The organism is Ruegeria sp. BHSC043 (assembly GCF_059612985.1).
On the sequence record NZ_JBXWRS010000003.1, the window covers coordinates 156,093 to 180,194 of the forward strand.

The 24,102-nt window shown below is 64.1% G+C and carries 29 protein-coding genes; 11 read left to right on the forward strand and 18 right to left on the reverse strand.

The window, feature by feature from the left end; translation table 11 throughout:
- Positions 1-48: 48 nt before the first annotated feature.
- Positions 49-699, reverse strand: a complete 651-nt coding sequence (locus tag AC2FMM_RS07555; RefSeq protein WP_496689381.1) for a peroxiredoxin — start codon at positions 697-699, stop codon at positions 49-51.
- 217 nt (positions 700-916) lie between these two features.
- Here AC2FMM_RS07555 and AC2FMM_RS07560 point away from each other — a divergent pair, with 217 nt between their 5' ends.
- Positions 917-2,356: an aldehyde dehydrogenase family protein gene (locus AC2FMM_RS07560; RefSeq protein WP_496796228.1), complete on the forward strand. Its 1,440-nt coding sequence runs from the start codon at positions 917-919 to the stop codon at positions 2,354-2,356.
- A gap of 63 nt (positions 2,357-2,419) precedes the next feature.
- Here the strand turns inward: AC2FMM_RS07560 and AC2FMM_RS07565 are convergent, their stop codons facing one another.
- Positions 2,420-2,854: a glyoxalase superfamily protein gene (locus tag AC2FMM_RS07565; protein WP_496796229.1), complete on the reverse strand. Its 435-nt coding sequence runs from the start codon at positions 2,852-2,854 to the stop codon at positions 2,420-2,422.
- A 177-nt stretch (positions 2,855-3,031) separates the two neighbouring features.
- Positions 3,032-3,883, reverse strand: coding sequence for a bifunctional helix-turn-helix domain-containing protein/methylated-DNA--[protein]-cysteine S-methyltransferase (locus tag AC2FMM_RS07570; protein ID WP_496796230.1), 852 nt, complete (start codon positions 3,881-3,883; stop codon positions 3,032-3,034).
- Positions 3,884-4,015: 132 nt separating this feature from the next.
- On the opposite strand from AC2FMM_RS07570, the gene nth reads away from it, so the two are divergent.
- Together nth and AC2FMM_RS07580 are read left to right on the forward strand one after the other, a co-directional pair.
- The gene (nth, locus tag AC2FMM_RS07575) at positions 4,016-4,660 is read left to right on the forward strand and encodes an endonuclease III (protein ID WP_496689375.1); all 645 of its coding nucleotides are present in this window, start codon (positions 4,016-4,018) and stop codon (positions 4,658-4,660) included.
- The gene (locus tag AC2FMM_RS07580; protein ID WP_496742580.1) at positions 4,657-5,646 is read left to right on the forward strand and encodes an adenosine kinase; all 990 of its coding nucleotides are present in this window, start codon (positions 4,657-4,659) and stop codon (positions 5,644-5,646) included. Before nth ends, AC2FMM_RS07580 begins: the two co-directional genes overlap by 4 nt.
- A gap of 8 nt (positions 5,647-5,654) precedes the next feature.
- Here AC2FMM_RS07580 and AC2FMM_RS07585 read toward each other — a convergent pair whose 3' ends face one another.
- Both AC2FMM_RS07585 and AC2FMM_RS07590 read right to left on the reverse strand, forming a co-directional pair.
- A complete protein-coding gene (locus tag AC2FMM_RS07585) occupies positions 5,655-6,581 on the reverse strand; it encodes a DMT family transporter (protein WP_496710841.1) in 927 nt (308 codons plus the stop codon).
- A 96-nt stretch (positions 6,582-6,677) separates the two neighbouring features.
- Positions 6,678-7,163, reverse strand: a complete 486-nt coding sequence (locus AC2FMM_RS07590; RefSeq protein ID WP_496796231.1) for an RNA pyrophosphohydrolase — start codon at positions 7,161-7,163, stop codon at positions 6,678-6,680.
- Between the two features lie 129 nt (positions 7,164-7,292).
- On the opposite strand from AC2FMM_RS07590, the gene AC2FMM_RS07595 reads away from it, so the two are divergent.
- Complete coding sequence (locus AC2FMM_RS07595; protein WP_496796232.1) at positions 7,293-9,320, forward strand: FAD-dependent oxidoreductase; 2,028 nt, start codon at positions 7,293-7,295, stop codon at positions 9,318-9,320.
- Between the two features lie 13 nt (positions 9,321-9,333).
- On the opposite strand, the gene AC2FMM_RS07600 is transcribed toward AC2FMM_RS07595, so the two are convergent.
- Positions 9,334-9,777, reverse strand: coding sequence for a DUF4399 domain-containing protein (locus AC2FMM_RS07600; RefSeq protein WP_496689422.1), 444 nt, complete (start codon positions 9,775-9,777; stop codon positions 9,334-9,336).
- Positions 9,778-10,003: 226 nt separating this feature from the next.
- On the opposite strand from AC2FMM_RS07600, the gene AC2FMM_RS07605 reads away from it, so the two are divergent.
- Positions 10,004-10,909, forward strand: coding sequence for a LysR family transcriptional regulator (locus AC2FMM_RS07605; RefSeq protein WP_149774265.1), 906 nt, complete (start codon positions 10,004-10,006; stop codon positions 10,907-10,909).
- A gap of 60 nt (positions 10,910-10,969) precedes the next feature.
- Here the strand turns inward: AC2FMM_RS07605 and AC2FMM_RS07610 are convergent, their stop codons facing one another.
- The 4 genes from AC2FMM_RS07610 to AC2FMM_RS07625 are packed head-to-tail and all read right to left on the reverse strand — an operon-like array spanning position 10,970 to position 13,884.
- Positions 10,970-11,869 carry an OmpA family protein gene (locus AC2FMM_RS07610; RefSeq protein WP_496742576.1) on the reverse strand — a complete coding sequence of 300 codons (900 nt, stop codon included), beginning with the start codon at positions 11,867-11,869 and terminating at the stop codon, positions 10,970-10,972.
- Positions 11,866-12,423 (reverse strand): peroxidase-related enzyme, encoded by a 558-nt coding sequence (locus AC2FMM_RS07615; RefSeq protein ID WP_496689420.1) that lies wholly within the window; start codon positions 12,421-12,423, stop codon positions 11,866-11,868. The genes AC2FMM_RS07610 and AC2FMM_RS07615 overlap by 4 nt, the downstream gene beginning before the upstream one ends.
- Before the next feature lie 31 nt (positions 12,424-12,454).
- Positions 12,455-13,165, reverse strand: a complete 711-nt coding sequence (locus tag AC2FMM_RS07620; protein ID WP_496679967.1) for a GNAT family N-acetyltransferase — start codon at positions 13,163-13,165, stop codon at positions 12,455-12,457.
- The gene (locus AC2FMM_RS07625) at positions 13,162-13,884 is read right to left on the reverse strand and encodes a competence/damage-inducible protein A (protein WP_496796233.1); all 723 of its coding nucleotides are present in this window, start codon (positions 13,882-13,884) and stop codon (positions 13,162-13,164) included. Before AC2FMM_RS07625 ends, AC2FMM_RS07620 begins: the two co-directional genes overlap by 4 nt.
- Before the next feature lie 50 nt (positions 13,885-13,934).
- Between AC2FMM_RS07625 and sfsA the strand changes: the two genes are divergently transcribed.
- Both sfsA and map read left to right on the forward strand, forming a co-directional pair.
- The gene (gene sfsA / locus AC2FMM_RS07630; protein WP_496796234.1) at positions 13,935-14,627 is read left to right on the forward strand and encodes a DNA/RNA nuclease SfsA; all 693 of its coding nucleotides are present in this window, start codon (positions 13,935-13,937) and stop codon (positions 14,625-14,627) included.
- An 84-nt stretch (positions 14,628-14,711) separates the two neighbouring features.
- Positions 14,712-15,518 (forward strand): type I methionyl aminopeptidase, encoded by an 807-nt coding sequence (gene map, locus AC2FMM_RS07635; RefSeq protein ID WP_496689358.1) that lies wholly within the window; start codon positions 14,712-14,714, stop codon positions 15,516-15,518.
- Here map and AC2FMM_RS07640 read toward each other — a convergent pair.
- The 3 genes from AC2FMM_RS07640 to AC2FMM_RS07650 are packed head-to-tail and all read right to left on the reverse strand — an operon-like array spanning position 15,512 to position 17,495.
- A complete protein-coding gene (locus AC2FMM_RS07640; RefSeq protein ID WP_496796235.1) occupies positions 15,512-15,688 on the reverse strand; it encodes a hypothetical protein in 177 nt (58 codons plus the stop codon). The genes map and AC2FMM_RS07640 overlap by 7 nt on opposite strands.
- Positions 15,689-15,735: 47 nt before the next feature.
- Positions 15,736-16,287 carry a 16S rRNA (guanine(966)-N(2))-methyltransferase RsmD gene (rsmD, locus tag AC2FMM_RS07645; protein WP_496796236.1) on the reverse strand — a complete coding sequence of 184 codons (552 nt, stop codon included), beginning with the start codon at positions 16,285-16,287 and terminating at the stop codon, positions 15,736-15,738.
- The gene (locus AC2FMM_RS07650) at positions 16,284-17,495 is read right to left on the reverse strand and encodes an NAD(P)/FAD-dependent oxidoreductase (protein ID WP_496796237.1); all 1,212 of its coding nucleotides are present in this window, start codon (positions 17,493-17,495) and stop codon (positions 16,284-16,286) included. The genes rsmD and AC2FMM_RS07650 overlap by 4 nt, the downstream gene beginning before the upstream one ends.
- 99 nt (positions 17,496-17,594) lie before the next feature.
- On the opposite strand from AC2FMM_RS07650, the gene AC2FMM_RS07655 reads away from it, so the two are divergent.
- A complete protein-coding gene (locus AC2FMM_RS07655) occupies positions 17,595-18,080 on the forward strand; it encodes a peroxiredoxin (protein WP_496680145.1) in 486 nt (161 codons plus the stop codon).
- A gap of 77 nt (positions 18,081-18,157) precedes the next feature.
- Positions 18,158-18,478 (forward strand): hypothetical protein, encoded by a 321-nt coding sequence (locus AC2FMM_RS07660; protein ID WP_496689351.1) that lies wholly within the window; start codon positions 18,158-18,160, stop codon positions 18,476-18,478.
- Here the strand turns inward: AC2FMM_RS07660 and AC2FMM_RS07665 are convergent.
- The 4 genes from AC2FMM_RS07665 to AC2FMM_RS07680 are packed head-to-tail and all read right to left on the reverse strand — an operon-like array spanning position 18,475 to position 21,220.
- Positions 18,475-18,768, reverse strand: coding sequence for a 4a-hydroxytetrahydrobiopterin dehydratase (locus AC2FMM_RS07665; protein WP_496679980.1), 294 nt, complete (start codon positions 18,766-18,768; stop codon positions 18,475-18,477). The two genes, AC2FMM_RS07660 and AC2FMM_RS07665, sit on opposite strands and share 4 nt — an antisense overlap.
- Entirely contained in the window at positions 18,765-19,952 is a 1,188-nt protein-coding gene (locus AC2FMM_RS07670) for a GNAT family N-acetyltransferase (RefSeq protein ID WP_496796238.1), read from the reverse strand. The genes AC2FMM_RS07665 and AC2FMM_RS07670 overlap by 4 nt, the downstream gene beginning before the upstream one ends.
- Positions 19,953-20,000: 48 nt before the next feature.
- Positions 20,001-20,768, reverse strand: a complete 768-nt coding sequence (locus AC2FMM_RS07675) for a glycerophosphodiester phosphodiesterase family protein (protein WP_496796239.1) — start codon at positions 20,766-20,768, stop codon at positions 20,001-20,003.
- The gene (locus AC2FMM_RS07680) at positions 20,765-21,220 is read right to left on the reverse strand and encodes a RidA family protein (protein WP_496679985.1); all 456 of its coding nucleotides are present in this window, start codon (positions 21,218-21,220) and stop codon (positions 20,765-20,767) included. The genes AC2FMM_RS07675 and AC2FMM_RS07680 overlap by 4 nt, the downstream gene beginning before the upstream one ends.
- Before the next feature lie 284 nt (positions 21,221-21,504).
- Between AC2FMM_RS07680 and AC2FMM_RS07685 the strand changes: the two genes are divergently transcribed.
- Together AC2FMM_RS07685 and AC2FMM_RS07690 are read left to right on the forward strand one after the other, a co-directional pair.
- The gene (locus AC2FMM_RS07685) at positions 21,505-22,332 is read left to right on the forward strand and encodes an MlaA family lipoprotein (RefSeq protein WP_496679987.1); all 828 of its coding nucleotides are present in this window, start codon (positions 21,505-21,507) and stop codon (positions 22,330-22,332) included.
- Positions 22,322-22,930 carry an MlaC/ttg2D family ABC transporter substrate-binding protein gene (locus AC2FMM_RS07690; RefSeq protein WP_496710853.1) on the forward strand — a complete coding sequence of 203 codons (609 nt, stop codon included), beginning with the start codon at positions 22,322-22,324 and terminating at the stop codon, positions 22,928-22,930. The genes AC2FMM_RS07685 and AC2FMM_RS07690 overlap by 11 nt, the downstream gene beginning before the upstream one ends.
- A gap of 71 nt (positions 22,931-23,001) precedes the next feature.
- On the opposite strand, the gene AC2FMM_RS07695 is transcribed toward AC2FMM_RS07690, so the two are convergent.
- Positions 23,002-24,099 (reverse strand): ABC transporter ATP-binding protein, encoded by a 1,098-nt coding sequence (locus tag AC2FMM_RS07695; protein WP_496795124.1) that lies wholly within the window; start codon positions 24,097-24,099, stop codon positions 23,002-23,004.
- Between the last annotated feature and the right edge of the window lie 3 nt (positions 24,100-24,102).

A 24,102-nucleotide genomic window follows, 5' to 3' on the forward strand; every position in this document is an offset into this window, starting at 1 on the left:
CGCACCTTGGGGCGCGATGGGGGCAGACAGCCCCCGACCCGGTCGCCGTCAGGCCGGCGCCTTGGTCTTGCGCAGATAGGGGAAGATCGTCTCGAACTCGCCGAACTTCTCCTTCGCGTCTTCGTCCGAAACCGAAGGCGGAATGATCACGTCTTCGCCCGGCACCCAGTTGGCCGGGGTGGCCACACCCTTGGCGCTCATCTGCAACCCGTCCAGCGCGCGCAGGATCTCGGCAAAATTGCGGCCCACGGTCATCGGATAGGTCATCGACAGTTTCAGCTGCTTGTCCGGCCCGATGATAAAGACCGAGCGCACCGTTGCACTGTCTGCTGGGGTGCGGCCGTCGGGCAGATATGCCTCGGCCGGCAGCATGTCGAAGGCCTTGGACACTGCCAGTCCGTCATCGGCTATGATCGGAAAGCCGGGGTTGGCCTTGCCATAGGCCTCGATGTCCTTTTTCCACTTCTTGTGGTCCTCGACACCATCGACTGATACGCCGATCACCTTGGTGTTGCGCTTGGCCCATTCATCGTTCAATTGCGCGACGGCCGAAAACTCGGTGGTGCAGACCGGAGTGAAGTCCTTGGGGTGCGAGAACAGGATCGCCCAGCTGTCGCCGATCCAGTCGTGGAACTGGATGGTGCCCTGGTCCGTTTCAGCGGTGAAATTGGGGACGGTATCGTTGATGCGCAAACCCATGATGCATCTCCTTTCCTGTGAAAACCCGAGTCGGTTGGTGCAAACCTAATCACTTTGCCCACAGGTTAAACCATTGATGTGGCACAGCGACAAAAAACGTGCGATCAATAATTTGATCAAATTCCCAGAATTGCCTTGCCCCAAGGGGGCCGCAATGACAGAGTGCCCGAGAAAACCGACCGCGCGGTCGAATGAATGCGGATCAAGAGGACACGCCATGATCGAGAAACGCGACTTTTACATCAACGGCCAGTGGGTCGCCCCCAGCCAGCCCAATGATTTCCATGTGATCGACCCCTCGACCGAGGAGCCCTGCACGGTGATCTCGCTGGGCGGTCAGGCCGATACCGATGCGGCCGTGGCGGCGGCCAAGGCGGCGCTGCCGGGCTGGATGGCCACGCCAGTGGTCGAACGGATCGCGCTGGTGGAAAAGCTGATCGAGATCTACCCCACCCGCGCCGAAGACCTCGCGCAGGCGATGTCGATGGAAATGGGCGCGCCGATCGACATGTCGCGCACCCAGCAGGTGGGCGCCGGGATCTGGCATTTGAAGAATTTCATTCGTGCGGCCAAGAACTTCCAGTTCGAACGCCCCTTGGGCGATCATGCCCCCGGTGACCGGATCATCTATGAGGCGGTCGGCGTGGCCGCGCTGATCACCCCGTGGAACTGGCCGATGAACCAGATCACGCTCAAGGTTGGCGCGGCGGCCATCGCGGGCTGCACCATGGTTCTGAAACCCTCCGAGCAAAGCCCGCTGAACGCGATGATCTTTGCCGAGATGATGCACGAGGCGGGCTTCCCGCCGGGCGTGTTCAACCTTGTGAACGGGGACGGGGCCGGCGTGGGCACTCAGCTTTCGGGCCACCCCGACGTGGACATGGTCAGCTTCACCGGCTCGACCCGCGCGGGCACGGCGATTTCCAAGAATGCCGCCGACACGCTGAAAAAAGTGCATCTGGAACTGGGCGGCAAGGGCGCCAACGTCATCTTTGCCGATGCCGATGACAAGGCGGTCAAGCGCGGCGTGCTACACATGATGAACAACACCGGCCAGAGCTGCAACGCGCCCAGCCGGATGCTGGTGCAGCGCCCGATTTATGATAAGGCGGTGGAAACCGCGGCCGAGGTGGCCAACAAGGTCACCGTGGGCCCGGCGATGCAGGAAGGCCGCCATATCGGCCCCGTCGTGAACGAGCTGCAATGGACCAAGATCCAGGCCCTGATCCAGAAAGGCATCGACGAGGGTGCGCGCTTGGTCGCCGGCGGTCCCGGTCGGCCCGAAGGGTTCAACAAAGGCTACTTCGTGCGCCCCACCGTGTTTGCCGACGCCAACAACCAGATGACCATCGCGCGCGAGGAGATCTTTGGCCCGGTCCTGACAATGATCCCCTTCGATACCGAGGAAGAGGCCATCGAGATCGCCAATGACACGCCCTATGGCCTGACCAACTATGTCCAAACGCAGGATGGCGCCCGCGCCAACCGCATGGCGCGCAAACTGCGCTCGGGCATGGTCGAGATGAACGGCCAGTCGCGCGCCGCCGGTTCGCCATTTGGCGGCATGAAGCAGTCGGGCAACGGACGCGAAGGCGGGGTCTGGGGCCTGGAGGACTTCCTCGAGGTCAAGGCCGTCAGCGGCTGGACTCCGGAATAAACCCGGCACAGGAACGCACAAAATGCGGGGCAAGGCGCGGACAGGCACCTTGCCCCGTTTTCGTCATGCCGGGCGCACCACCAGTTGTGGTTCGCCGTTGGACGTGTGGCGGGTCGACCGACCGTCCCAGCCGATCTGACCACTGACGCGCTGCCTGAATGAGGAGAAGCTGTCAAAGGTCACCACGTCGACCGGAGTGTCGAGCTGCAGCGTGATCCGCCGCTGCGCGCCGTCGCCCAGCATCGTCACGCCGCGGATTTCCCCGGTGAAGGGCTGGCCCAGATAGGTGCCCCGCACGCGGTCTCCGACCTTCAGGTGCAGCCGGTTTCCGGCCAACGCGTGCAACGTGTTCCAGTCGCGCGCGCCGTGCTGATGGGCGATCATCTCAAGCGATTGCGCATGGCTCAGGGCCACACCTGCGCCATGCAGTTTCTCGCGCAGGCGTTTGGCCTGCACTTTCAGCTCGCCCACGGGGGCGATGTTTCGGATCTGTGTCATGTCTTGCCTCGTTTCCAAAAACGGGCGCGAGTATTGGACGGGGCTCGCCTTGCCATCCGCGCGCCGGGAAAGGGCAACAGATGTGGTTTGAACCGGGTTTCACCAAAGCCAAAGGGCCGCGAGCGGCAGGAGACCCGAACCTGCGCGCCTTGTGGCAGGCGCGGGACCCCAAGTCAATCAGGCATCGGCCTGCGCCGCCTCATAGGCCAGCATGGCGCGTTTGACGGGCAACCCCCAGTGATAGCCGCCCAGACCCCCCGATTTGCGCAGCGCGCGGTGGCAGGGGATCAGCCAACTGACCGGGTTGCGGCCCACCGCCGTGCCCACCGCCCGCACCGCCTGCGGTGCACCCACGGCCTGCGCGATCTGGGAATAGGTCGTCACCTGGCCCGAGGGGATCTGCATCAGCGCCTCCCACACCTTGATCTGCAAGGGTGAGCCGATCAGGTACAGCGGCGTTGGCTCCAGGCGGTCGCTGGCCGCGCCGAAGGCCGACAGGACCCATGGGCGCAGGCGCATCGGATCCTCGACATAGTCGGCCATCGGCCAGCGCGACAGCATGTCCTGCATCGCGGCCTCTTCGCCGGTCTCGGCCGCAAAGGCCATGCCGCAGATGCCCTTGGCCGTGCCCATCACCAGCGCCTGGCCAAAGGGGCTGTCGAACCAGTCCCAATAGATGGTCAGCCCCGCGCCCTTGCGGGCGTATTCGCCGGGGCTCATCGCCTCCCATTTCAGGAACAGGTCGTGTAGGCGGCCACTGCCGGACAGGCCGACACTGTGCGCGGTCTCCAGCGTGGTGAACCGCTCGCGCAGCAGCGCCTTGGCATGGCCCAGCGTCAGATATTGTTGGTAGCGTTTCGGCGACACGCCTGTCCAGCGCGAGAACAGGCGCTGGAAATGCGCAGGGCTCATGTCCATCTGGCGGGCCAGTTCTTCCAGCGACAAGGACTCGCCGCCCCGGTCGATCAGCTCGATCGCTCGCCGCATCACGTTGTAGTGGTACCCGGATTCGGATGTTTGGACGTTCATGGCATTCACCTTGCTGTGGCTTGCACCATCCTAGCCGGGCCGGGCCCGACGGGGCGACCCGAAACTTGCGCATTGCCGGTGCAGCGGGCTTTGGGCTTGTCACCCGGCACCGCGGGCGGCATTAAGGCCCGGATGGCAAAGCAGCTTGATTATCACACGATCCGCGAGATCTTTACCCGGTTCCAGCAGGCCGACCCCGAACCCAAGGGCGAGCTGGAGCATGTGAACGCCTATACCCTCGTCGTCGCCGTTGCGCTGTCGGCGCAGGCGACCGATGCGGGCGTCAACAAGGCCACCCGCGCGCTGTTCAAGATCGCCGATACCCCGCAGAAGATGCTCGACCTCGGCGAAGAGGGGCTGATCGAGCACATCAAGACCATCGGCCTGTTCCGGCAGAAGGCCAAGAACGTCATCAAGATGTCGCGCATCCTGGTCGAACAGTACGGCGGCGAGGTGCCCAACTCGCGCGCGGCGCTGCAGTCGCTGCCGGGCGTTGGGCGCAAGACCGCCAACGTGGTTCTGAACATGTGGTGGCGGCACCCGGCGCAGGCGGTCGACACCCATATCTTTCGCGTCGGCAACCGCACCGGCATCTGCCCCGGCAAGGACGTGGACGCCGTGGAACGCGCCATCGAGGACAACATTCCGGTCGATTTCCAGCTGCACGCCCATCACTGGCTGATCCTGCACGGCCGCTATCACTGCAAGGCGCGCAAACCGATGTGCGCCACCTGCATCATCCGCGACCTGTGCCAATTCGAGGACAAGAATCTATGAAAACCTACCAGCTTGTCGGCATCGGCAATGCCGTCGTCGATGTCATCAGCACATGCAACGACGATTTCCTCGAGATGATGGATATCGAGAAGGGCATCATGCAGCTGATCGAGCGCGAACGGGCCGAGCTGCTTTATGCCTCGATGGAGAACCGGGTGCAGACGCCGGGCGGCTCGGTTGCCAACACCATCGCGGGCGCGGGCGCGTTGGGGCTCGACGCGGCCTTCATCGGGCGGGTGCATGACGACCGGCTGGGCCATTTCTATGCCGCCGCGATGAACGAGGACGGGGTGGATTTCGTCAATCCGCCGGTGCAGGATGGCGAGCTGCCGACCTCGCGGTCAATGATCTTCGTCTCGCCCGATGGCGAGCGGTCGATGAACACCTACCTGGGTATTTCCTCGGAGCTGAGTTCCGCCGACGTGCCGCGCGAGGTGGCGGGAAATGCGCAGATCATGTTCCTCGAAGGGTATCTGTTCGACAAGGACAAGGGCAAAACCGCGTTCCTGGAGGCCGCGCGCGACTGCCGCGAGGGCGGCGGCAAGACCGGCATCGCCATTTCCGACCCGTTCTGCGTGGAACGCCATCGCGCCGATTTCCTGTCGCTGATCGAGAACGAGCTGGATTTCGTGATCGGCAACGAGGCCGAGATCAAGTCACTGTTCGAGACCGACGATCTGGAAGAGGCACTGCGGCGCACGGCGGCGATCTGCCCGCTGGTGGTCTGCACCCGCTCGGGCGACGGGGTGACGGTGCTGAGCGGCGAGGGGCGCATCGACGTGCCGGTCGAGAAGATCGTGCCGGTGGACGCCACCGGCGCGGGCGACCAGTTCGCCGCCGGGTTCCTGTTCGGCATGGCGACGGGCCGCGACCTGGAAACCTGCGCCCGCATCGGCAATGTCTGCGCCCGTGAGGTGATCAGCCATATCGGCCCGCGGCCGGATACCAACGTGCTGGAGTTGTTGCGGGAAGAAGGGTTGGTTTGAGGTCAAACCTACCTTTTCGGTTCTTTCGCAATCACAGTGGTCAAGGTGCGTGTCGTTCGGCTTCGGGTGATTCCAATCGCACCAAGAACCAAAGCGCACGCTATGGCTTGGGGCGCCGTGATTGCTTCGCCAAAAGCAACAAATCCGACCACGAACATCGTGGGCAATTCTATGCTTCCGACGACCGCGGTTTGAGAGGCGCCGATCAACGGCGAGCAGATCGTGTAGATGAGCTGAGGCACAAGCGCCGTGACCAGGCCAATTCCGACGATCAAGATCCAGTCGGATTGCCCCTCCGGGAGCAACTGTTGCACATCGGCACTCAGCATCAGCGGAAAGAGCCCAAGAACCGATCCCAAGGAAACCGAGGCTATGCGCGCTAGCGGCGCGATGCGGGACAGCCTGTGGACCAAAACACAAATACCGAAACCAAAGCCGAACGGGGCCGCCAGTGCCACCAATAGAGTTGGTATGTGTTGTGGTGACACGGATGCGGGCGAACCAGCAATGATTGCAGCCAGAACGATAAGGCCAGAAGCGAGCAAGGCGCTCCGCGTGGGTGCATCAGAGAAAAGCGCCCAGGCGATGACCAATGTAAAAACCGGATAGGTCATGTAGAGCACGCCTACGGTTGACGCGGGCAAGGTCTCCAACGCCGTCACGTATCCAATCCACCCAAGTCCCATCACGGCTCCTGCCGAGAGGCCCCAACAAATCTCGCGCCAAGCTTTGCGGTGCATGACGAGAACGGGCAGCAGCAGAATTGCCGCGACGATGTAGCGGTAGAATGCGACGGCATAAGGCGCGACACCCTGCTGCGTCAGCCCTCTGCTGAAATAGGGCACCAGCCCAAAGCAGATCGACGCGAAAAGAACGCCTGCAACCGCAAGCGCAAAGGGAATAGCCGGTCCGGTTTGTGTCGAGGTCTTTGCCATGACCAAGGCCTAACACAGGTTCGCGAATTTCATAGCAGAGAACCATGGGCTGGGCACTTTGTGCGCAATGCGGAACCCACTCGACCGGGGTCTAGTTCACCCCAAATACCCCCCAAACGCCTCCATCACCCGCTCGTAGACCGCGCGCTTGAATGGCACGATCTCGGCGATCAGGCGGTCGGGGTCCTGCCATTTCCAGCGGGTGAACTCGGGGTGCTCGGTCTGAATGTCGATCTGGTCGTCGGTCCCCAGAAACCGCATCAGGAACCATTTCTGCTGCTGCCCGCGAAAGCGGCCCTTCCAGATGTGGGGCACGATGTCGTGCGGCAGGTCGTAGGGCAGCCAGCCGTCGGTTTCGGCCACGATTTCCACGAGGTCGGGGGTGACGCCGATTTCCTCCTGCAACTCGCGCAGGGCCGCCTCGCGCGCGTCTTCGCCTTCATCCACGCCGCCCTGGGGCATCTGCCAGGCGTCCTCGAACCGGTCGTTGCGCTGGCCGACGAAGATCTGGCCCTGATCGTTCATCAGCATCAGGCCGACGCAGGGGCGGTAGGGCAGCTTGGCGATCTGTTCGGGGGTCATGGGGGTCTCCGGGCTTGATGTCGCCCCATTCCTAATCGGTCGTTGCGTCAGTGCAAGGGTCTGACGCGGCGTTTGGCGTGACATGACCTGCGCGTAAAGCAATGGTGCGCGCAAGCAAGGGAGATTCTGATGACCGACTACCCACACCTGCTGGCCCCGCTGGATCTGGGCTTTACCACATTGAAGAACCGGGTCCTGATGGGCTCGATGCATACCGGGTTGGAGGAAACCGGCGACTGGAACCGGGTGGCCGAGTTCTATGCTGCCCGCGCGCGCGGTGGCGTGGCGCTGATGGTGACGGGCGGCATCGGGCCGAACCTCGAAGGCTCGGTCCTGCCGGGGGCGGCGATGATGACCAGCGACAAGGACGTGGCGAACCATTCGATCGTCACCGACCGGGTGCATCAGGCGGGCGGCAAGATCGCCATGCAGATCCTGCACGCGGGCCGCTATGCCTATGGGCCGAAATGCGTGGCGCCCAGCCCGGTGAAGTCGCCCATCTCGCCCTTCCCGCCGACCGAGCTGGACGAGGACGGCATCGAGAAACAGATCAGCGACATCGTGAACGCCGCCGTGCTGGCGCAGAAGGCGGGCTATGACGGGGTCGAGATCATGGGGTCCGAGGGGTATTTCATCAACCAGTTCCTGGTGACCCATACCAACAAGCGCACCGACCGCTGGGGCGGGTCCTATGAGAACCGGATGCGTCTGCCGCTGGAAATCGTCCGCCGCACCCGCGCGGCGGTGGGTACCGATTTCATCATCATCTACCGGCTGTCGATGATCGACCTTGTGCCGAATGGTTCGACTCATGAAGAAGTGGTGCAGCTAGCGCAAGCGGTCGAAAAGGCCGGGGCCACGATCATCAACACCGGCATCGGCTGGCACGAGGCGCGGATTCCCACAATCGCCACCAGCGTCCCGCGCGCGGCATTTGCCTGGGTGACGAAGAAGCTGATGGGCAAGGTGGGGATTCCGGTCATCACCTCGAACCGGATCAACACGCCCGAAGTGGCCGAGCAGGTGCTGGCCGAGGGCTGCGCCGACATGGTCTCTCTGGCGCGGCCGATGCTGGCGGATGCGGATTTCGTGGCCAAGGCCATGGCCGGCGAGTCGGCCAAGATCGCGCCCTGCATCGCCTGCAACCAGGCCTGTCTGGATCACACCTTCAGCGGCAAGCTGACCTCCTGCCTGGTGAACCCGCGCGCCTGCCACGAGACCGAACTGGTGATCGAAAAGGCCGCCACGCCCAAGCGCGTGGCCATCGTGGGTGCGGGTCCGGCGGGCTTGTCCACGGCGATGACCACCGCCCAGCGCGGCCATGACGTGACCGTGTTCGACAAGGCCGACGAGATCGGCGGCCAGCTGAACATGGCCAAGCAGGTGCCTGGCAAGGAAGAGTTCTGGGGCTTGGTGGACTGGTATCGCACCATGCTGGACGATCTGAGCGTCAAGGTCGAACTGGGCCGCGAGGTTGGCGCCGACGATCTGGCCGGGTTCGACGAGGTGGTGATCGCCACCGGCGTCAACCCGCGCGACCCGCAGATCCCGGGCGAGGACCGCGACAATGTCGTGAACTATATCGACGTGCTGCGCGACAAGGCTCCGGTAGGAAAATCGGTGGCCGTGATCGGCGCGGGCGGCATCGGCTTTGACGTGTCGGAATACCTGCTGGAGGAGGGCCATTCGCCCACCACCGACCTGCCCCTGTGGATGAAGGAATGGGGCGTCGCCGACCCCGAACAACACCGCTCGGGCCTCGCGCCCGAAGGCCCTCAGTCCGAGGCACCCAAGCGGCAGGTCACGCTGCTGCAGCGCAAAAAACAGGCGCATGGCAAGGGGTTGGGCAAGACCACCGGCTGGATCCACCGCGCGACGCTGAAGATGAAGGACGTGAACTTCGTCGGCGGCGTGAACTATGAGCGCATCGATGATGAGGGGCTGCATGTCTCGTTCGGAGAAGAGCGCGCCGACCCGACCGTCATCAAGGCCGATACGATCGTTCTGTGCGCCGGACAGGTGCCCGAGCGGTCGCTGGCCGATGCGCTGATCGAACGCGGGATCACCCCGCATGTGATCGGCGGCGCGGATGTGGCCGCGGAACTGGACGCCAAGCGGGCGATCAACCAAGGCACCCGGCTGGCCGCTGCGCTCTGAGCGCGGCCGTCGGTCACTCCTCGACGGTGATCGTGATCACCTCGGACAAGACCGGCGGGGAGTGCGGCACATGCCCGGCGTCGCCCAGAACCAGTTGCAGCGTATGCGGGCCGGGGGCTAGGTCCAGCGTTACCTCGGTCTGGCCGCCGCCAAAATGCATGTGATGCGCGTCTGACGGCAGGCCATTGGACAGTTCGTCGGCCCCGTCTTCGCCCTGCCCCAGCGGCGGGCGGTCGATCAGCAGGTGATGATGGCCGGTGTTCTCCTTTTCGGTCCCGGCCGGTGCGACCCCCATGCCGCTGAGACCGAAGACGATGGTCACCGGCGACGTCACCGCGTCGCCATCGGATGGATCCACGAAATAGACCTTGGCGTCGGGATTGGATGCGGTTGGCCCTCCGGCCTGCGCGACCGATGCCACAAGGCAGAATATGCACGCGAATATGATCTTCATCATCATCTCCTTGGTCAAGGAATTGCCGATCCCAGCGTAACATGCGCAGGCAAATGCTCCAAAAACCGCCGGAACATCAGGGCGTCAAACGCCCAAGACACCACTGTTTCCGCGTTTCCGAAGCGCAAACGATCCAATTCGAAACCCTGATATTATCCCATGTCTGCCCCGTTTCCGCCCAGATTCAAGGCCATGGTCGGACAACGAACAGAAGACCTGGGGAACGAGAATGGACCGACTGACCGAAATGGAGGCCTTTGCCAATGTGGTGGACCAAGGTGGTTTCACCGATGCGGCCAAGAAGATGGGCATTTCCAAATCAGCCGTGTCAAAGCATGTGTCGAGCCTCGAGGCCCGGCTGGGCGCGCGGCTGCTGAACCGCACGACGCGCCGCGTTTCGCCGACCGAGATCGGGCTGGCCTACTACGACCGCGCCCGCCGTGTGTTGAACGACGCCGGAGAGGCCGACGCGCTGGTGACCTCGATGCAATCGGCGCCGTCGGGCCTGCTGCGGATCTCGGTCGCGACGGATTTCGGCGTGAATCACCTGTCGCCGGTCCTGTCTGAATTCCTGGCCGCCTATCCCGACATCACCGTGAACATGGTATTGAACAACCGCTATGTCGAGCTGATCTCGGAAGGGTTCGACGTGGCCGTCCGCATCGGCGAGCTGGAAGACAGCACCCTGCGCGCCCGCAAGCTGACGGAAACGGTCAAACGCATGGTGGCCGCCCCCAGCTATGTGGAACGCTTTGGGCTGCCCGCAAAGATCGACGATCTGAACGAACACAAGCTGCTGCATTACTCCAGCCAGTCCTCGGGCAATGTCTGGAAACTGACGGCGCCGTCGGGCGAAAAGCGGCAGGTGCGCACGGCCGGATGGCTGAGCGTGAATGACGGGCAGTCGCTGCTGAACGCGGCGATCTCGGGGTTGGGTATCGCCTATCTGCCCAGCTATCTGTATGCGGATGCGCTGAAATCGGGCAAGGTGGTGGACGCTATGCCGTCGCTGCCGGACGAGGTACAGGGCATCTATGCAGTGTACCCGCCGGGCCGGTTTACCCAGCCCAAGGTGCGCGCCTTCATTGATTTTCTTGTCGACTCCTTCGCTGAAAAGGGGCCGATGGACTGGTAATTCTCCCGGTGGCACCTGAACGGCCCGCGCGTCCTGCGTGGGCCATTTTTTTGGCAAGGCTCAGTTGACCAGCAGCACCGCCTCGACCCGGCGGTTCAGTTCGCGGCCTTCCGGGGTGGCGTTCGACGTCAACGGCGCCAGATATCCCACCCCTTGCGCCTGTACCCGATCGGGGGCAACGCCGTGCCGTTCGATCAGGCGGGTTCGCACGGCCTGGGCACGGCGGGTGCTGACATCGATATTCGCCTGCAGGTCTCCGGTGTCGTCGGTGTGGCCGACCAACGCCAGCCGCGCCCCCGGATTGTCCGCCAGATAGGCGGCCAACAAGGCCAACGAGGCAAACGGACCTTCGCCCAGTGCGACGGCGCCGGATTCGAAACTCAAATCATCCAGGATAACATGGCCATCGCGCGTCAGATCGGACAGAAGGCCGCCTGCGCCCTGAACCGTCTCTTCGACCACCAGGGGCGGCGGTTTTGCGCCTTGGGGTGTGACGCGGATCATCTGCAGATACCCATCGGGTGGGCTGCGGCTGACCAGCAGGGTCAGCACTTCTTCGCCGCGCGTCGCGGACAGAAAGCGATAATCGTTGATGGACACGTTCATGTCGGGGGTCGGCACCACCTCGATGGCAAAGCGGAAATCGAAACCGCCGCAGTTGCGGGCCTCGCATTCGAACACGATGTCATAGCCCTGTGCCTTCAGATGGTCACGCAGCGGCGCCAGCAACTGCAGCGTGGTGCTGGACCCCGCCTGCAGGCGCCAGGTGATCCGCTCGACCCGCCCTTCGACCGGACGCACCGGCACCGAGCCGTCGGCAAAAGGCCCGATCGGCATGTCATAGCTGTCCAAGGGGCTGATGCGTTCGCTGACCTGCCGGGCGCTGTCAGGCAGCGTCAGGGTCTGGGCCGCAACCGGCCCGCCCAGCAGCCAGATCAGCAAGGCGGCACGGCGGATCATCGCGACTGGGCGTGGTAGCCGTCATTGGGCTGCATCGCCGTTGCGCTGGCCACCCGGTTGGTCATATTGAAGAACCCGGCCACGTTGGCGATGTCCCAGATGTCGCGATCCGAGAACCCCACGTCGCGCAGGCGCTGGCGGTCGGGCTCCTCGATCTCGGCGCTGGCGGTGGTCATCTTGGCCGCAAAGTCCAGCATCGCACGCTGGCGGTCATCCAGAGGCGCCACACGGTAGTTCATCACCAGCATCTCGCCCAGTTTGGGATCGCCCGACATCTGCCGCACTGCCGCGCCATGCGCCACCAGGCAATAGAAGCAGCGGTTGATCGACGACACTACGACCGCGATCATCTCACGCTCGAGCTTGGAGAGGTTGCTGTCGGCCAGCATCAGGTCGTTGTACATGGCCGTGAAGGCATTCAGCTTGTCGATGTCAAAGGCATAGGCCTTCAGCACGTTGGGAATCATGCCCAGCTTTTCGGTGCAGATGTCAAAGTACTTCTGCGTTTCGGGCGGCAGCGGGTCCACCATCGGCAGGTTCAGCGCGGTGGGCATGTCGGTGTCGGTCACGGCTGTCTTTCTCCTCTCAGACCAGCTGGCGGTAATGGTACTCTCCGACGTGTTCCATCCCCAGAGAGCGGTAGAGCGCGTTGGCCCCCTCATTCGCCTTGGTGCAGATCACGCTAAGGGTATGGGCGCCATTGTCCAGCGCCCAAAAGGCCGCGGCGCGCATCGCCCAGCGGCCCAGCCCCTGCCGGCGATGGGCCGGCACGATCTCGAGCGCATGCAGCATGGCGATGCCGTCGTGGATGGCCACGAAGGCGGTGCCCGCCGGCTGATCGCGGTGGCGCAGCAACAGGCCGGTCTTGGGGCCGGAGGCGCGCTCCATCACCGCAAGGCGTTCGGGGCCGATGCCCCCCTGCGCCCAGATCTCGCGCATGATGGCCAGCGGCTCCCACAGGGTAAAGACGGTGACCGGCGGCACCGGCTGCTCGGTCAGCCGCGCGACCGGGCAGGCATAGATGTTGACCGGATCGAGGATCTCATAGCCCCGCGCGGCCAGCATTTCGTCCAGTGCCTCATCACCCGGGCGCAGGCAAAAGATGCGTTTCTGGCCCATCGCCTGCATGGCCGCCTCGGCCGCGTCGATATCCGGCGGGGTGACCGGGCCGATACGGCTGGCCGCGGACACGCGCGAGCCGCCTCCCAGCCCTTCGCGCAGCAGGAAAGGACCCAGTTGCGTGTACCGCGCGGCGGGCCATGTGCCGTCGACGACGGCGGCCCAGTCGGGCCTCACAGGTCAAGCTCCCTTGCCAGGCGGGTGATGGCGGCGTCGATACGGGCGCCGTCGGTGCCGCGCACCACCACGTTGGCGCCGAACACGCCGTTGATCTGAAACGGGTAGCAACCGATCGACAGGTCGTCGAAATCCTGCGCCAGGGTCGACAGATTGGTGGCGATGTCGCCCTCTCCCCGGTCTACGCGCAGGGTCTGCGACAACAGTGGCTTGCCTCCGGTCAGGGTGGGCAGCACGCTGGCCACCATCGCCCGGAACACCGAGGGCACCCCGGCCATCACGTGGACGTTGCCCAGGGTAAATCCCGGCGCGGTCGAGACCGGGTTGTCGATCAGCGTCGCGCCATCGGGGATGCGCGCCATGCGCAGCCGTGCGGCGTTCAGCTCCAACCCGGCCTGGTCGTAGTGCGCCTGCAGCAGGGCACGGGCATCATCGCGCACGTCAATATGGGCCCCGAAGGCGCAGGCGATGCAATCGGCGGTGATGTCGTCATGGGTCGGGCCGATGCCCCCGCTGGTGAACACATGGTCATAGGCCTGCGACAGCGCCTTGACGGCGGTTTCGATGGCCTCGGCGTCATCGCTGACGATGCGGACCTCTTTCAGGTCAATGCCATGCTTGGTCAATTCCTGCGCCAGAAAGTGCATGTTCGCGTCGCGGGTGCGGCCCGACAGGATTTCATCCCCGATCACCAGCATTGCGGCGGTTGGGTTGGGCATGGCGCGCTCTCCTCTTGATCGACATTTGAGGCAGGTATAGGCCCGGAACCATGCGCTTTCAAACCCCTCTTGTTCCCGCCCGCCTGATCCGCCGCTACAAACGCTTTCTGGCCGATTGCGTACTGGAGGACGGGCGCGAGGTGACGGCCCATTGCGCCAATCCCGGTTCGATGATGGGACTGGCCGAGCCGGGCATGAAAATCTGGCTGGAACCCAATGACGACCCCAGGAAGAAACTGAAATTCGGCTGGCGGCTGGTCGAGCACGAGAACGGCCATTTCACCGGGGTCGATACCTCGGTGCCCAATCGCGCGCTGCGGGCCGCGCTTGAGGCGGGCGAGATCCCCGAACTGGCCGCCTATGGCACCGTCCGGCCCGAGGTGAAATATGGGGCCAGCAGCCGCGTCGATTTCCTGTTGAGCGAGGCGGGGTTGCCGGACGCCTATGTCGAAGTGAAAAGCGTGACCCTGTCGCGCCAGCCCGGTCTGGCCGAATTTCCCGACAGCGTGACCGCACGCGGCACCAAGCATCTGGGCGAACTGGCGGCGATGGTCGAGGCCGGGCACCGGGCCGTGATGCTGTATCTGGTGCAACGCACCGACTGCGCGCGGTTCGCGCTGGCCGCCGATATCGACCCGGCCTATGCGGCGCAATTTGACGCTGCGGCAGCGAAAGGGGTTGAACGGCTGGTCTATGCGACCCAAATCACGCCCAAAGGCGTCTGGATCGGCAACAAACTCTGACGCTCGCGACCGTGCGCCCTCTGGCACTTTCTGCACAAGCAGCGTAAAGAGGGTATCGCGCGCAACAATTGGAGCCCCGCGTTGATGAAGGAACATCGTGGCCGCCTGACGAAGGACGGCATCCGCATTTACGAACAGGCTGACTTTGCCGGCATGCACGCGGCAGGGGCGGTTGCGGCGCGGATTCTGGATGACATCGCCGAGCATGTCTTTCCCGGCCAGACCACGGGCGAGATCGACCGGATCATCACCCGGATGGTCGAGGATGCCGGCGCCAAGTCGGCCACCATCGGCTACAAGGGCTATCAGCACGCCAGCTGCATCAGCGTGAACCACGTGGTCTGCCACGGGATCCCGGGCGAGAAGAAGCTGAAGGATGGCGACATCCTGAACATCGACGTGACGGTGATCGTCGATGGCTGGTTCGGAGACACCAGCCGCATGTATGTGGCAGGCAAGCTGCCGCGCAAGGCCGAGCGGCTGATCCAGGTGACTCATGACGCCCTGTTCAAGGGGATCGAGATGGTCAAGCCGGGCAATACCTTCGGCGATATCGGCCATGCCATCCAAGCTTACGTCGAATCGCACCGCATGAGCGTCGTGCGCGACTTCTGCGGGCATGGGCTGGGCCGGGTGTTCCACGCACCGCCCAACGTGCTGCATTACGGCCGCCCCGGCACCGGCGCGGTTCTGGAAGAGGGCATGTTCTTTACCATCGAGCCGATGGTGAATCTGGGCCGCCCCGAGACCAAGACCCTAGCCGATGACTGGACCGCCGTGACCCGCGACAAGTCGCTGTCGGCGCAGTTCGAACATTCCGTGGGTGTCACCGCGGACGGGGTCGAGATCTTTACCCTGTCGCCGGGCGGCAAGTTCCACCCGACCTACTGATCCTGATCCTGCTGCGCGCGCCATAGGGCGAGCAACAGCGTCTCTTGCCCCCATGGCGTCACCGCGTCCTGGATGAAGACGGGCGCGCGGCGCGATTTGGGTTCGGGTCCGGTCGTGGCCTCGGCGCTTTGCGCGGGAACCAGCGGGAAAATGGGCATGGTGCGGTCCATGTCCCTTAACATAGCACGGCGCGGCCCCGGGTCCAAAAACAGGCGGTTCAGCCCCGCCACATCAGCGAGATATGGGTGTCGCCGTATTTGCGCGCATCGTGCAGCGTGAAGCCCTCGGGCGGGGCCATCGGGGCGTTCTCTTCCCAGACCACCAGCGCATCATCGGCCAGCCAGCCGCCCTTGAGCGCCGCGGCAAGCGCCTTTTGGCCCATTCCCTTGCCATAGGGCGGGTCGAGGAAGATCAGGTCGAACGGCGCGCCGGGATTGTCGCCCAGCCGTGTCGCGTCGCGGCGGATCAGGGCGGTGCGGTCGGCGCTGCGGGTCAGGTCGATATTCTTGCGGATCAGCCCCTGCGCCACCCGCCCATCATCAACCAAGGTGACATGCGCCGCACCGCGCGACAGCGCCTCGAGCCCCAAGGCACCAGTGCCGGCGAACAGGTCCAGCACCCGCAGCCGATCGAAGTCGACAAGGTGGTTCAGCACGTTGAACAGGCTTTCGCGCACCCGGTCGGTGGTGGGGCGCAGATGCGCACCCGCGTCCCCCTTGCCGACCGAGGCCAGCGCCCGGCCCCGGAAATCTCCGGCGATGATCCTCACGCCTTGAGCAGCGGCTTCAGATCCGCTGCGGAATCGGCCACCACTGCCGGATCGGCGGTTTTGCCCGCGTCGATCAGGCGCTTACCGACCATATAGGCGCGCGGGTCGTTCATCGCGTCCACCGCCAGCAACTGATCGCCCCGGTAATACCAGAACGAGGTGGTCGCCCCCTCGCCCTTGCGGGTGACGACGTGGTCATAGCCCGTGTTCAGCCCGGCGATCTGCAGCTTCACGTCATACTGGTCCGACCAGAACCAGGGCGTGGCCACGTAATCCTTGCCCGCGCCCAGCATGTTCTGCGCCACCACCTCAGCCTGGTCGATCGCATTGGGCACGCTTTCCAGACGGATGCGTCGGCCCTTGTAGGGGAACGAGGCACAATCGCCCGCCGCCCAGATATCGGGGGCAGAGGTGCGGCCCTGCACGTCGGTCTTAATGCCGTTCTCGATGGCAAGCCCGGCCATCTCGGCCAGTTCGGTGGCCGGGGTGATGCCCACGCCGACCACCACGAAATCAACCACCAGTTCCGTCCCGTCGCCAAGCACCGCGCCGGTGACCTTGCCATTCTCACCGGTGATCCGCTCCAGCCCGACGCCTTCTCGGATGTCCACGCCATGGGTGCCGTGCAGCGCGCGGAAATAGTCGCTGGTCTCGGGCGCGGCGACACGCTGCAGGATGCGGTCGGCCATCTCGATCAGCGTCACCTGCACGCCGCGCTTGGCACAGACGGCTGCGGCCTCGAGCCCGATATAGCCGCCGCCCACGATCAGCGCCCGAGCGCCTTCGATCACGGCGGGGGCCATCACGTCCACATCGGCCAGCGTGCGCACCACATGCACGCCCTCCAAGTCTCCGCCGATCGCGGCGGGCAGGCAGCGCGGATGCGAACCGGTGGTCAGGGCAAGCTGGTCGTAGGAGATCACCTCGTCGCCGATGGTCACGGTCTTGGCCGCCGGGTCGATCGCCGTCACCTGCTGACCCAGCCGCAGGGTAATGTTGTTTTCGGCATAGAAACTCTCGGGGCGCAGGAACAGCCGTTCCAATTCCATCTCGCCCAGCAGGTAGGCCTTGGACAGCGGCGGGCGCTGATAGGGCAGCACGGGCTCAGCCCCGATCAGGGTGATCGCCCCGTCAAACCCGCCCTTGCGCAGCCCGGCCACCAGTGACGACCCCGCCTGTCCGGCTCCGATCACGACGATATGGCTCATCTGGTCCGCCCCCTGTCGATTTCCCGTGGCTTGTGCCACCCGCCCACCTATATTGCGGCAAGGAGCGAGTTTGCAATTTCAATCGACAGGAGCATGAAGATGATTTCAACCGGCGACACCCTGCCCGAAGCAACCCTGATCCAGATGGGCGAAAACGGACCGGAAGAGGTGCGGCTCTCCAGCAAGGTCAAGGGCCGCAAGGTGGTGATCTTTGCCGTGCCCGGCGCGTTCACCCCCACCTGCCACTCGGCCCATGTCCCCAGCTTCATGCGCACCAAGGACCAGTTCGCGGCCAAGGGCGTTGACGAGATCATCTGCGTGTCGGTCAACGACCCCTTCGTGATGAAGGCCTGGGGCGAGGCCACGGGTGCGACCGCGGCAGGGCTGACCATGCTGGCCGATCCGGCTTCAGAATTCACCAAGGCGATCAGCATGGATTTCGACGCCCCGCCCGCCGGCCTGATCGCGCGCTCCAAGCGCTATGCGATGCTGGTCGAAGACGGCAAGGTCGTGGCGCTGAACCTCGAGGAAAGCCCCGGTGCCTGCGAGATTTCGGCCGGAGAAGGCCTGCTGGCGGTTATCTGACCGCTAAAAGGAAACCCAACCGCAGGTGCCCGCCCGGGCGCCTGCAAATGGCCGGATAAACGGCAAGGAGGATCTTGATGGCCTACATGAAAACACTGGCTGGGATCGGCGCCATGGTCGCTCTGACCGCCTGCGAGGTGCCACAGTCCCCTGTTGTTACCGGCCCCGACGGGCAGGCCCGCATCCAGATCAACACATCGGGTCTGACCTGCTATCAGACGCGCTGCCTCGACATCAATCCGGCCGCGCGCAGCGTTCGGATGGTGGGCAACCGCACCACAGGTATTCCGCGCGAAATAGATGTCAGCGATGGCACCGTGACCCCGGCCGAGTTCCAGCGGCTGGGTGAGGTTGCCCTGCTGGCCGGCGGAATGGGGTCGCGCGGCGACCGCGGCTAAAGCAGGCTGTCCATCTTGCGCGCCAGCTTGGCGTCCTGAGACGACAGGCCGCCCACGTCATGGGTGGTCAGAACCACCTCGACCGTGCGATAGACGTTGGACCATTCGGGGTGGTGGTTCCACTTTTCGGCAAAGATAGCCACCTTGGTCATCCAGCCAAAGGCATCGACGAAATCGTCGAAGATGAAGGTCTTGGTGATCGCGTCGCGGTCCTCGACCATGGTCCAGCCGTTCCTGAACAGCGGGTCCAGCAGCGGGCCGCGGGTCTCGGTGGACAGAAGTTCGCTCATTGCCGTTCCTCCGGGTTGGCTTTTCTGAACGGGCCGTAATCCGTCAGAATCTCGATCTCTTCGCCTACCGCCTGGGCCTCGGCCTGAAGGTACCGCGCCACGGCGTCGGCAAAGCCGGGATCGGCGATCCAGTGCAGGCTGTGCGTGCGCGTGGGCAGATAGCCGCGCGCCAGCTTGTGTTCGCCCTGCGCGCCGGCCTCGACTCGGGCCAGCCCCTGCGCGATGGCAAAGTCGATCGCCCTATAGTAGCACAGTTCGAAATGCAGGCAGGGATGATGTTCGGTGCAGCCCCAATAGCGCCCGAACAAGGTTTCGCGCCCGATGAAGTTCAGCGCGCCGGCCACCGGGTATCCGCCCCGCTCGGCCAGCACCAGCGCCACGTCATCGGCCATGGTTTCGTGAACGATGTCAAAGAATTGCCGCGTCAGATAGGGCGAGCCCCACTTGCGCGCACCGGTATCCTGATAGAAGTCCCAGAACGCGTCCCAGTGTTCGGGGCGCAGATCGGCGCCGGTCAGGGCTCGGATCTCGCCGCCGAAGGCGTTGGCCTGCGCCCTTTCCTTGCGGATGTTCTTGCGCTTGCGCGAGGACAGGGCGGCGAGGAAATCGTCGAAATCGGCATAGCCATCGTTCAGCCAGTGAAACTGCTGCGAGTCGCGCGCCAGTAGGCCCATCTGCTGCCCGGCCAGCGCCTCGGCCTGGGTGCAGAAGGTGACGTGCAGCGAAGACAGGCGGTTGTCGGCGGCCAGTTGCACCGCCCCCTGCACCAGCGCCGACATGGCGATCCCGTCATAGCCGGGCCGTGTCAGGAACCGCCGTCCGGTGGCCGGGGTGAAGGGCACCGCGATCTGCAATTTCGGGTAATACCGCCCGCCCGCGTTTTCATAGGCATGGGCCCAGCTGTGATCGAAGATGTATTCGCCCTGGCTGTGCGACTTGGCATACATCGGCGCGGCCCCGATCAGCAGGCCGTCCAGATAGGCGGTCAGGTATTGCGGCTGCCAGCCTGTGCCCCGCCCGACCGATCCGCTGTCTTCCAGCGCGCGCAGGAACCGGTGCGTGGTGAACGGGTCCAGCGGGCGGGTGCCGTCGGCGGCCTCGGGGCAGGCGCAACTGTCCCATTCGGCCGCCGGGATCTGATCCAGCGTCGACAGAACCCGGATCTCGATCTGTGACTGGTCCATGTGCCCTCCTGCGTCCCCCTGAACTATCTGTGACGCCGGCAGCCGGGTTCAACCCGGAATGGCGGCCAGATAGTTTTCGAAGGTCACGTTGTCGGCCACCTTTCGCGCCTCGGCCTCCTGTTCGGCCGAGCGCACCGTCCAGCACAGGATCGGCACGCCTTGCGCCTTCAACTCGGCGACGCGGGGTCGGGCCAGGTCCTGCACCTCGTGGCTGATGAAGCTGGCGCCAACCCGGTTGAAATCGGGGATGTCGCGCAGGTGGTCGCAGACCTCGGCCGGCAGATGCTCGACTTCGGGCTTGTAGGAACAGGTCGTCAGCCCACGCGGAATCTCCGGCGCCAGCCGGGCCAGCTCGGCCACGGAGTTGGGGTTGAACGACATCAGCGCGACCGGACCGTCATAGGACTTCAGCAGCGCGACCGCATCCCGTTCCAGCCGCCCGTCCACAGGCCCCATCGCACCGTGCTGATCCTTGAACTCGATCAGCAACGGCACGCGGCCCGCCACCAGTTGCAGAACTTCCTCAAGCGAGGGGATCCCCTCGTCCCCGTGCAGCAGCGGAAGGTCTGCGGCCTCGGCCCGGGTGATCTGCTGGATCGCGCCGGACTGGCCGGTCAGGCGCGTCAGGTCATAGTCGTGGAAAACCATGGCATGGCCGTCCGACGTCATCTGCAGGTCAATCTCGATCCCGTAGCCCGCAGCAATGGCGGCCCGGATGGCAGCCCGGCTGTTTTCCGGGCGGGTCTGGCGAATGTCATGCAGCGCCCGATGCGCAATCGGCGCGCCCATGAACACACGAGGCAGAGACGGTGTCATTGGATCTCGAAAATCCCTTCGATCTCAACCGCGACGCCCAGCGGCAGCGACGCGGCGCTGACGGCCGAACGCGAATGGCGGCCGGCTTCGCCCAGCGCCTCGACCAAGAAATCGGACGCGCCGTTGATCACCTGCGGCTGGTCGGTGAAATCGGCGGTCGAGTTCACGAAACCGGTCAGCTTGATCACACGCACCAGCTTGTCGATGTCCCCGCCGCAGGCCGCCTTGACCTGGGCCAGCAGGTTGATGGCACAGACCCGAGCCGCCGCTGCACCGGCCGCGACATCCATGTCGGCGCCCAGCTTGCCGGTGATCAATGCATCGTCCTTCGAGATCTGGCCCGAGACATAAACGATGTTGCCTACCCGCACGAACGGCACGTAATTCGCCGCCGGCGCCGGGGCGTCCGGCAGGGTCACGCCCATGGATTCCAGTTTTGCCGCGATGCTCATGTTCTTGTCCTCAGCTTCCGGTCTGTTTTCGGGACGCTAACCGGGAACGGGATTCGCGAAAAGACGCAAAACCGTCATTTCCCCGCCAGTCTGCGAAACGGCGCGTTTTCTCTTGTCCCCGAGGTGTTGAACGCCGGCCACTTTACCTTGCGGATGTGCGCAGGTAACACGCTAGGAGTTTCATTTCGGGCAGAAAGCAACTATCTGCCGGAGAATTGGGCCGGTGCGAACAGGCCAAGAGTATTGATTGAGTGTCCGGTTGCCTTACATCCGGGCGAACGGGAGTGAATGAGACCGTGTCGAGCCGGATCCGTTTCAGACATGTCGCCCTTGCCGCGTTTTTGGCGGTGCTGTCGGCTTGCGCCAGCCAGCCACAGGATGCCGCGACGCGGGGCGAGGTTTTCGACCCCTACGAAAAAACCAATCGGGGCATACACAAGTTCAACCTGGGCGTGGACCGATTTCTGTTCCGCCCGGCGTCCAAGGGCTATGTCAAGATCGTGCCCGACCCGATGGTGACCAGTTTCAACAACTTCGCCGAGAACATCACCTTGCCCGGGCAGGCCGTCGATTACCTGCTTCAGGGCAATCTGAAACAGTCCGGAAACGCCCTGCTGCGCTTCGTGATCAACTCAACTGTCGGTGGGTTCGGCCTGTCCAAACCGGCGGACGAGCTGAACCTGCCGCAGGTCGATACTGATTTCGGCGAAACCTTGCATGTCTGGGGTTTCGGCGAGGGCGCCTATGTCGAGCTGCCCTTCTACGGCCCGTCCACCACGCGCGACGCGGTCGGCGTGGTGGTGAACCTGTTCACCAACCCGATCGACCTGGCGCCGACCCGCCCAGCCGACAACCTAGGCCTCTATGCCGAGGTCGTGCGCCGTATGGGCGATCGGGGCAGGTTCTCGGACACTGTCGATTCTATCCTCTATGAAAGCGCCGACAGCTATGCGCAGGCGCGCCTGATCTATCTGCAGAACCGCCGGTTCGAACTGGCACGCGACGATGAAGATACCTATCTGGATCTGTACTCGGACCCCTATGCCGACCTTGATGGCGATCCGGCCGCGGACGCCTATCTTGACCCCTACGAGGACCCCTATGCCGAATGACACATTGACCCGCCGCGGTTTCGTCTCCACCGCCCTGGCCGGCGTGGCGGCAGCCACCCTTCCCCTGCCCGCGCTGGCCCTGACCGAGGCATCGGCCAAGGTCTTGGTCGACAGGGTGGTGGCCGAGATCAACCGCGTCATCGAATCGGGCAAATCCGAAAGCGCGATGCTGCGCGATTTCGAGAAGATCTTCGTGCAATACGCCGATGTGCCGATCATGGCGCGCTATGCGCTGGGGGCGGATGCGCGCAGCGCCAGCCAAGCGCAACTGCGCGAATTCACCAAAGCGTTCCAGGGCTATATCTCGCGCAAATATGGCCGCCGGTTCCGCGAGTTCATCGGCGGTCAGGTCACTGTGAAATCGGCCCGCAAGATCAAGGCCGGATACGAGGTGCGCAGCACCGTCAAGCTGCGCGGCGAAGCCCCGTTTGAGGTAACCTTCCTGGTGTCGGACAAATCGGGCCGCGACAAGTTTTACAACATGTTCATCGAAGGGGTGAACCTGCTGCTGACCGAGCGCACCGAGATCGGCGCGATGCTGGATGCCCGCAAGGGTAATCTGGATCAGTTGATCCGCGACCTGAAAACCACCGGCTGACCCCGCCGGACCGAACCGCAAAAACGCCGCGCATCCGATATGCGCGGCATTTTCGTGCCCGAATAAGCGGCTCAGTTCAGCCGCTCGCCCGTGTCCTTGGCGAAATACGACACCTTGCTCATGTCAAAGGCCAGGTTCAGCATCTGCCCGGCCCTGGCGCTGGTTTCGGCATGCAGACGCGCGGTCACTTGTTTGCCGCCCAGTTCCGAAACGACATAGGTGTCCGCCCCCGCCGGCTCGACCATATCGACCAGGCAGGCAGCCTCCTGCACGCCGGCGCCGGCGCGGAACCCGGCCTCGGCGATGTCCTCGGGGCGCAGGCCCAGGATCACCTCTTCAGGCAGGTGCAGATCGCGCGTGTCCGTCAGCACGATCGGATCGCCCCCCGCACGCGCGATTGCGACCTGCGTGCCGGTCCCGTTGCGCTGGACCCGCGCCGGGATCAAATTCATTGCCGGCGACCCCATGAAATCGGCCACGAACAGGTTGGCGGGGCGGTTGTAGATCTCGGCTGGGGTGCCGATCTGCTGCACCACGCCGCCCTTCAACACCACGATCTTGGTGGCCAGGGTCATCGCTTCGATCTGATCATGGGTCACATAGACGATCGAGGCATCCAGCGTCTGATGCAGCTTCTTGATCTCGGTCCGCATCTCGACCCGCAGCTTGGCGTCGAGGTTCGACAACGGTTCGTCGAACAGGAACAGCTTGGGGTCGCGCACCAGCGCCCGGCCCATCGCCACACGTTGCCGCTGGCCACCCGACAATTGGCTGGGGCGACGGTTCAGCAACGGCTCGATCTGCAGAAGCGCGGCGACCTCTTTCAGCTTGGCGTCTTGTGTCGCCTGATCGACCCCGCGCACCTTCATGCCAAAGGTGATGTTCTTGGCCACCGACATGGTCGGGTACAGGGCGTAAGACTGGAACACCATCGCGATGTCGCGGTCCTTGGGGCTGACATGGGTCATGTCCTTGCCGCCGATCGACAGCGTCCCGCCCGAGATCGGCTCGAGCCCGGCGATGCAGTTCAGCAGGGTCGACTTGCCGCAGCCCGACGGCCCGACCAGCACCAGGAAATCGCCCGGTTCGATCGAGATGTTGATGTCCTTGAGAATCTCGGTTGCGCCGTAATTCTTGTACAGTTTTTTGATATCGAGGATGGGAGCCATGGG

Coding starts and splice junctions, on each gene's coding strand:
- AC2FMM_RS07590 (WP_496796231.1), bottom strand. CDS start 7,163: ATGACCCCCGAACAGATCGCCAAGCTGCCCTACCGCCCCTGCGTCGGC.
- AC2FMM_RS07695 (WP_496795124.1), bottom strand. CDS start 24,099: ATGGCTCCCATCCTCGATATCAAAAAACTGTACAAGAATTACGGCGCA.
- AC2FMM_RS07680 (WP_496679985.1), bottom strand. CDS start 21,220: ATGAGCATCGCGGCAAAACTGGAATCCATGGGCGTGACCCTGCCGGAC.
- AC2FMM_RS07610 (WP_496742576.1), bottom strand. CDS start 11,869: ATGATCCGCCGTGCCGCCTTGCTGATCTGGCTGCTGGGCGGGCCGGTT.
- AC2FMM_RS07660 (WP_496689351.1), top strand. CDS start 18,158: ATGGCCTACATGAAAACACTGGCTGGGATCGGCGCCATGGTCGCTCTG.
- AC2FMM_RS07565 (WP_496796229.1), bottom strand. CDS start 2,854: ATGACACAGATCCGAAACATCGCCCCCGTGGGCGAGCTGAAAGTGCAG.
- AC2FMM_RS07570 (WP_496796230.1), bottom strand. CDS start 3,883: ATGAACGTCCAAACATCCGAATCCGGGTACCACTACAACGTGATGCGG.
- AC2FMM_RS07585 (WP_496710841.1), bottom strand. CDS start 6,581: ATGGCAAAGACCTCGACACAAACCGGACCGGCTATTCCCTTTGCGCTT.
- AC2FMM_RS07615 (WP_496689420.1), bottom strand. CDS start 12,423: ATGCCCACCGCGCTGAACCTGCCGATGGTGGACCCGCTGCCGCCCGAA.
- AC2FMM_RS07640 (WP_496796235.1), bottom strand. CDS start 15,688: ATGGACCGCACCATGCCCATTTTCCCGCTGGTTCCCGCGCAAAGCGCC.
- AC2FMM_RS07665 (WP_496679980.1), bottom strand. CDS start 18,768: ATGAGCGAACTTCTGTCCACCGAGACCCGCGGCCCGCTGCTGGACCCG.
- AC2FMM_RS07690 (WP_496710853.1), top strand. CDS start 22,322: ATGCCGAATGACACATTGACCCGCCGCGGTTTCGTCTCCACCGCCCTG.
- AC2FMM_RS07655 (WP_496680145.1), top strand. CDS start 17,595: ATGATTTCAACCGGCGACACCCTGCCCGAAGCAACCCTGATCCAGATG.
- AC2FMM_RS07555 (WP_496689381.1), bottom strand. CDS start 699: ATGGGTTTGCGCATCAACGATACCGTCCCCAATTTCACCGCTGAAACG.
- AC2FMM_RS07600 (WP_496689422.1), bottom strand. CDS start 9,777: ATGATGAAGATCATATTCGCGTGCATATTCTGCCTTGTGGCATCGGTC.
- AC2FMM_RS07595 (WP_496796232.1), top strand. CDS start 7,293: ATGACCGACTACCCACACCTGCTGGCCCCGCTGGATCTGGGCTTTACC.
- AC2FMM_RS07605 (WP_149774265.1), top strand. CDS start 10,004: ATGGACCGACTGACCGAAATGGAGGCCTTTGCCAATGTGGTGGACCAA.
- AC2FMM_RS07625 (WP_496796233.1), bottom strand. CDS start 13,884: ATGCCCAACCCAACCGCCGCAATGCTGGTGATCGGGGATGAAATCCTG.
- AC2FMM_RS07670 (WP_496796238.1), bottom strand. CDS start 19,952: ATGGACCAGTCACAGATCGAGATCCGGGTTCTGTCGACGCTGGATCAG.
- AC2FMM_RS07675 (WP_496796239.1), bottom strand. CDS start 20,768: ATGACACCGTCTCTGCCTCGTGTGTTCATGGGCGCGCCGATTGCGCAT.
- AC2FMM_RS07580 (WP_496742580.1), top strand. CDS start 4,657: ATGAAAACCTACCAGCTTGTCGGCATCGGCAATGCCGTCGTCGATGTC.
- sfsA (WP_496796234.1), top strand. CDS start 13,935: ATGCGCTTTCAAACCCCTCTTGTTCCCGCCCGCCTGATCCGCCGCTAC.
- AC2FMM_RS07560 (WP_496796228.1), top strand. CDS start 917: ATGATCGAGAAACGCGACTTTTACATCAACGGCCAGTGGGTCGCCCCC.
- nth (WP_496689375.1), top strand. CDS start 4,016: ATGGCAAAGCAGCTTGATTATCACACGATCCGCGAGATCTTTACCCGG.
- map (WP_496689358.1), top strand. CDS start 14,712: ATGAAGGAACATCGTGGCCGCCTGACGAAGGACGGCATCCGCATTTAC.
- AC2FMM_RS07650 (WP_496796237.1), bottom strand. CDS start 17,495: ATGAGCCATATCGTCGTGATCGGAGCCGGACAGGCGGGGTCGTCACTG.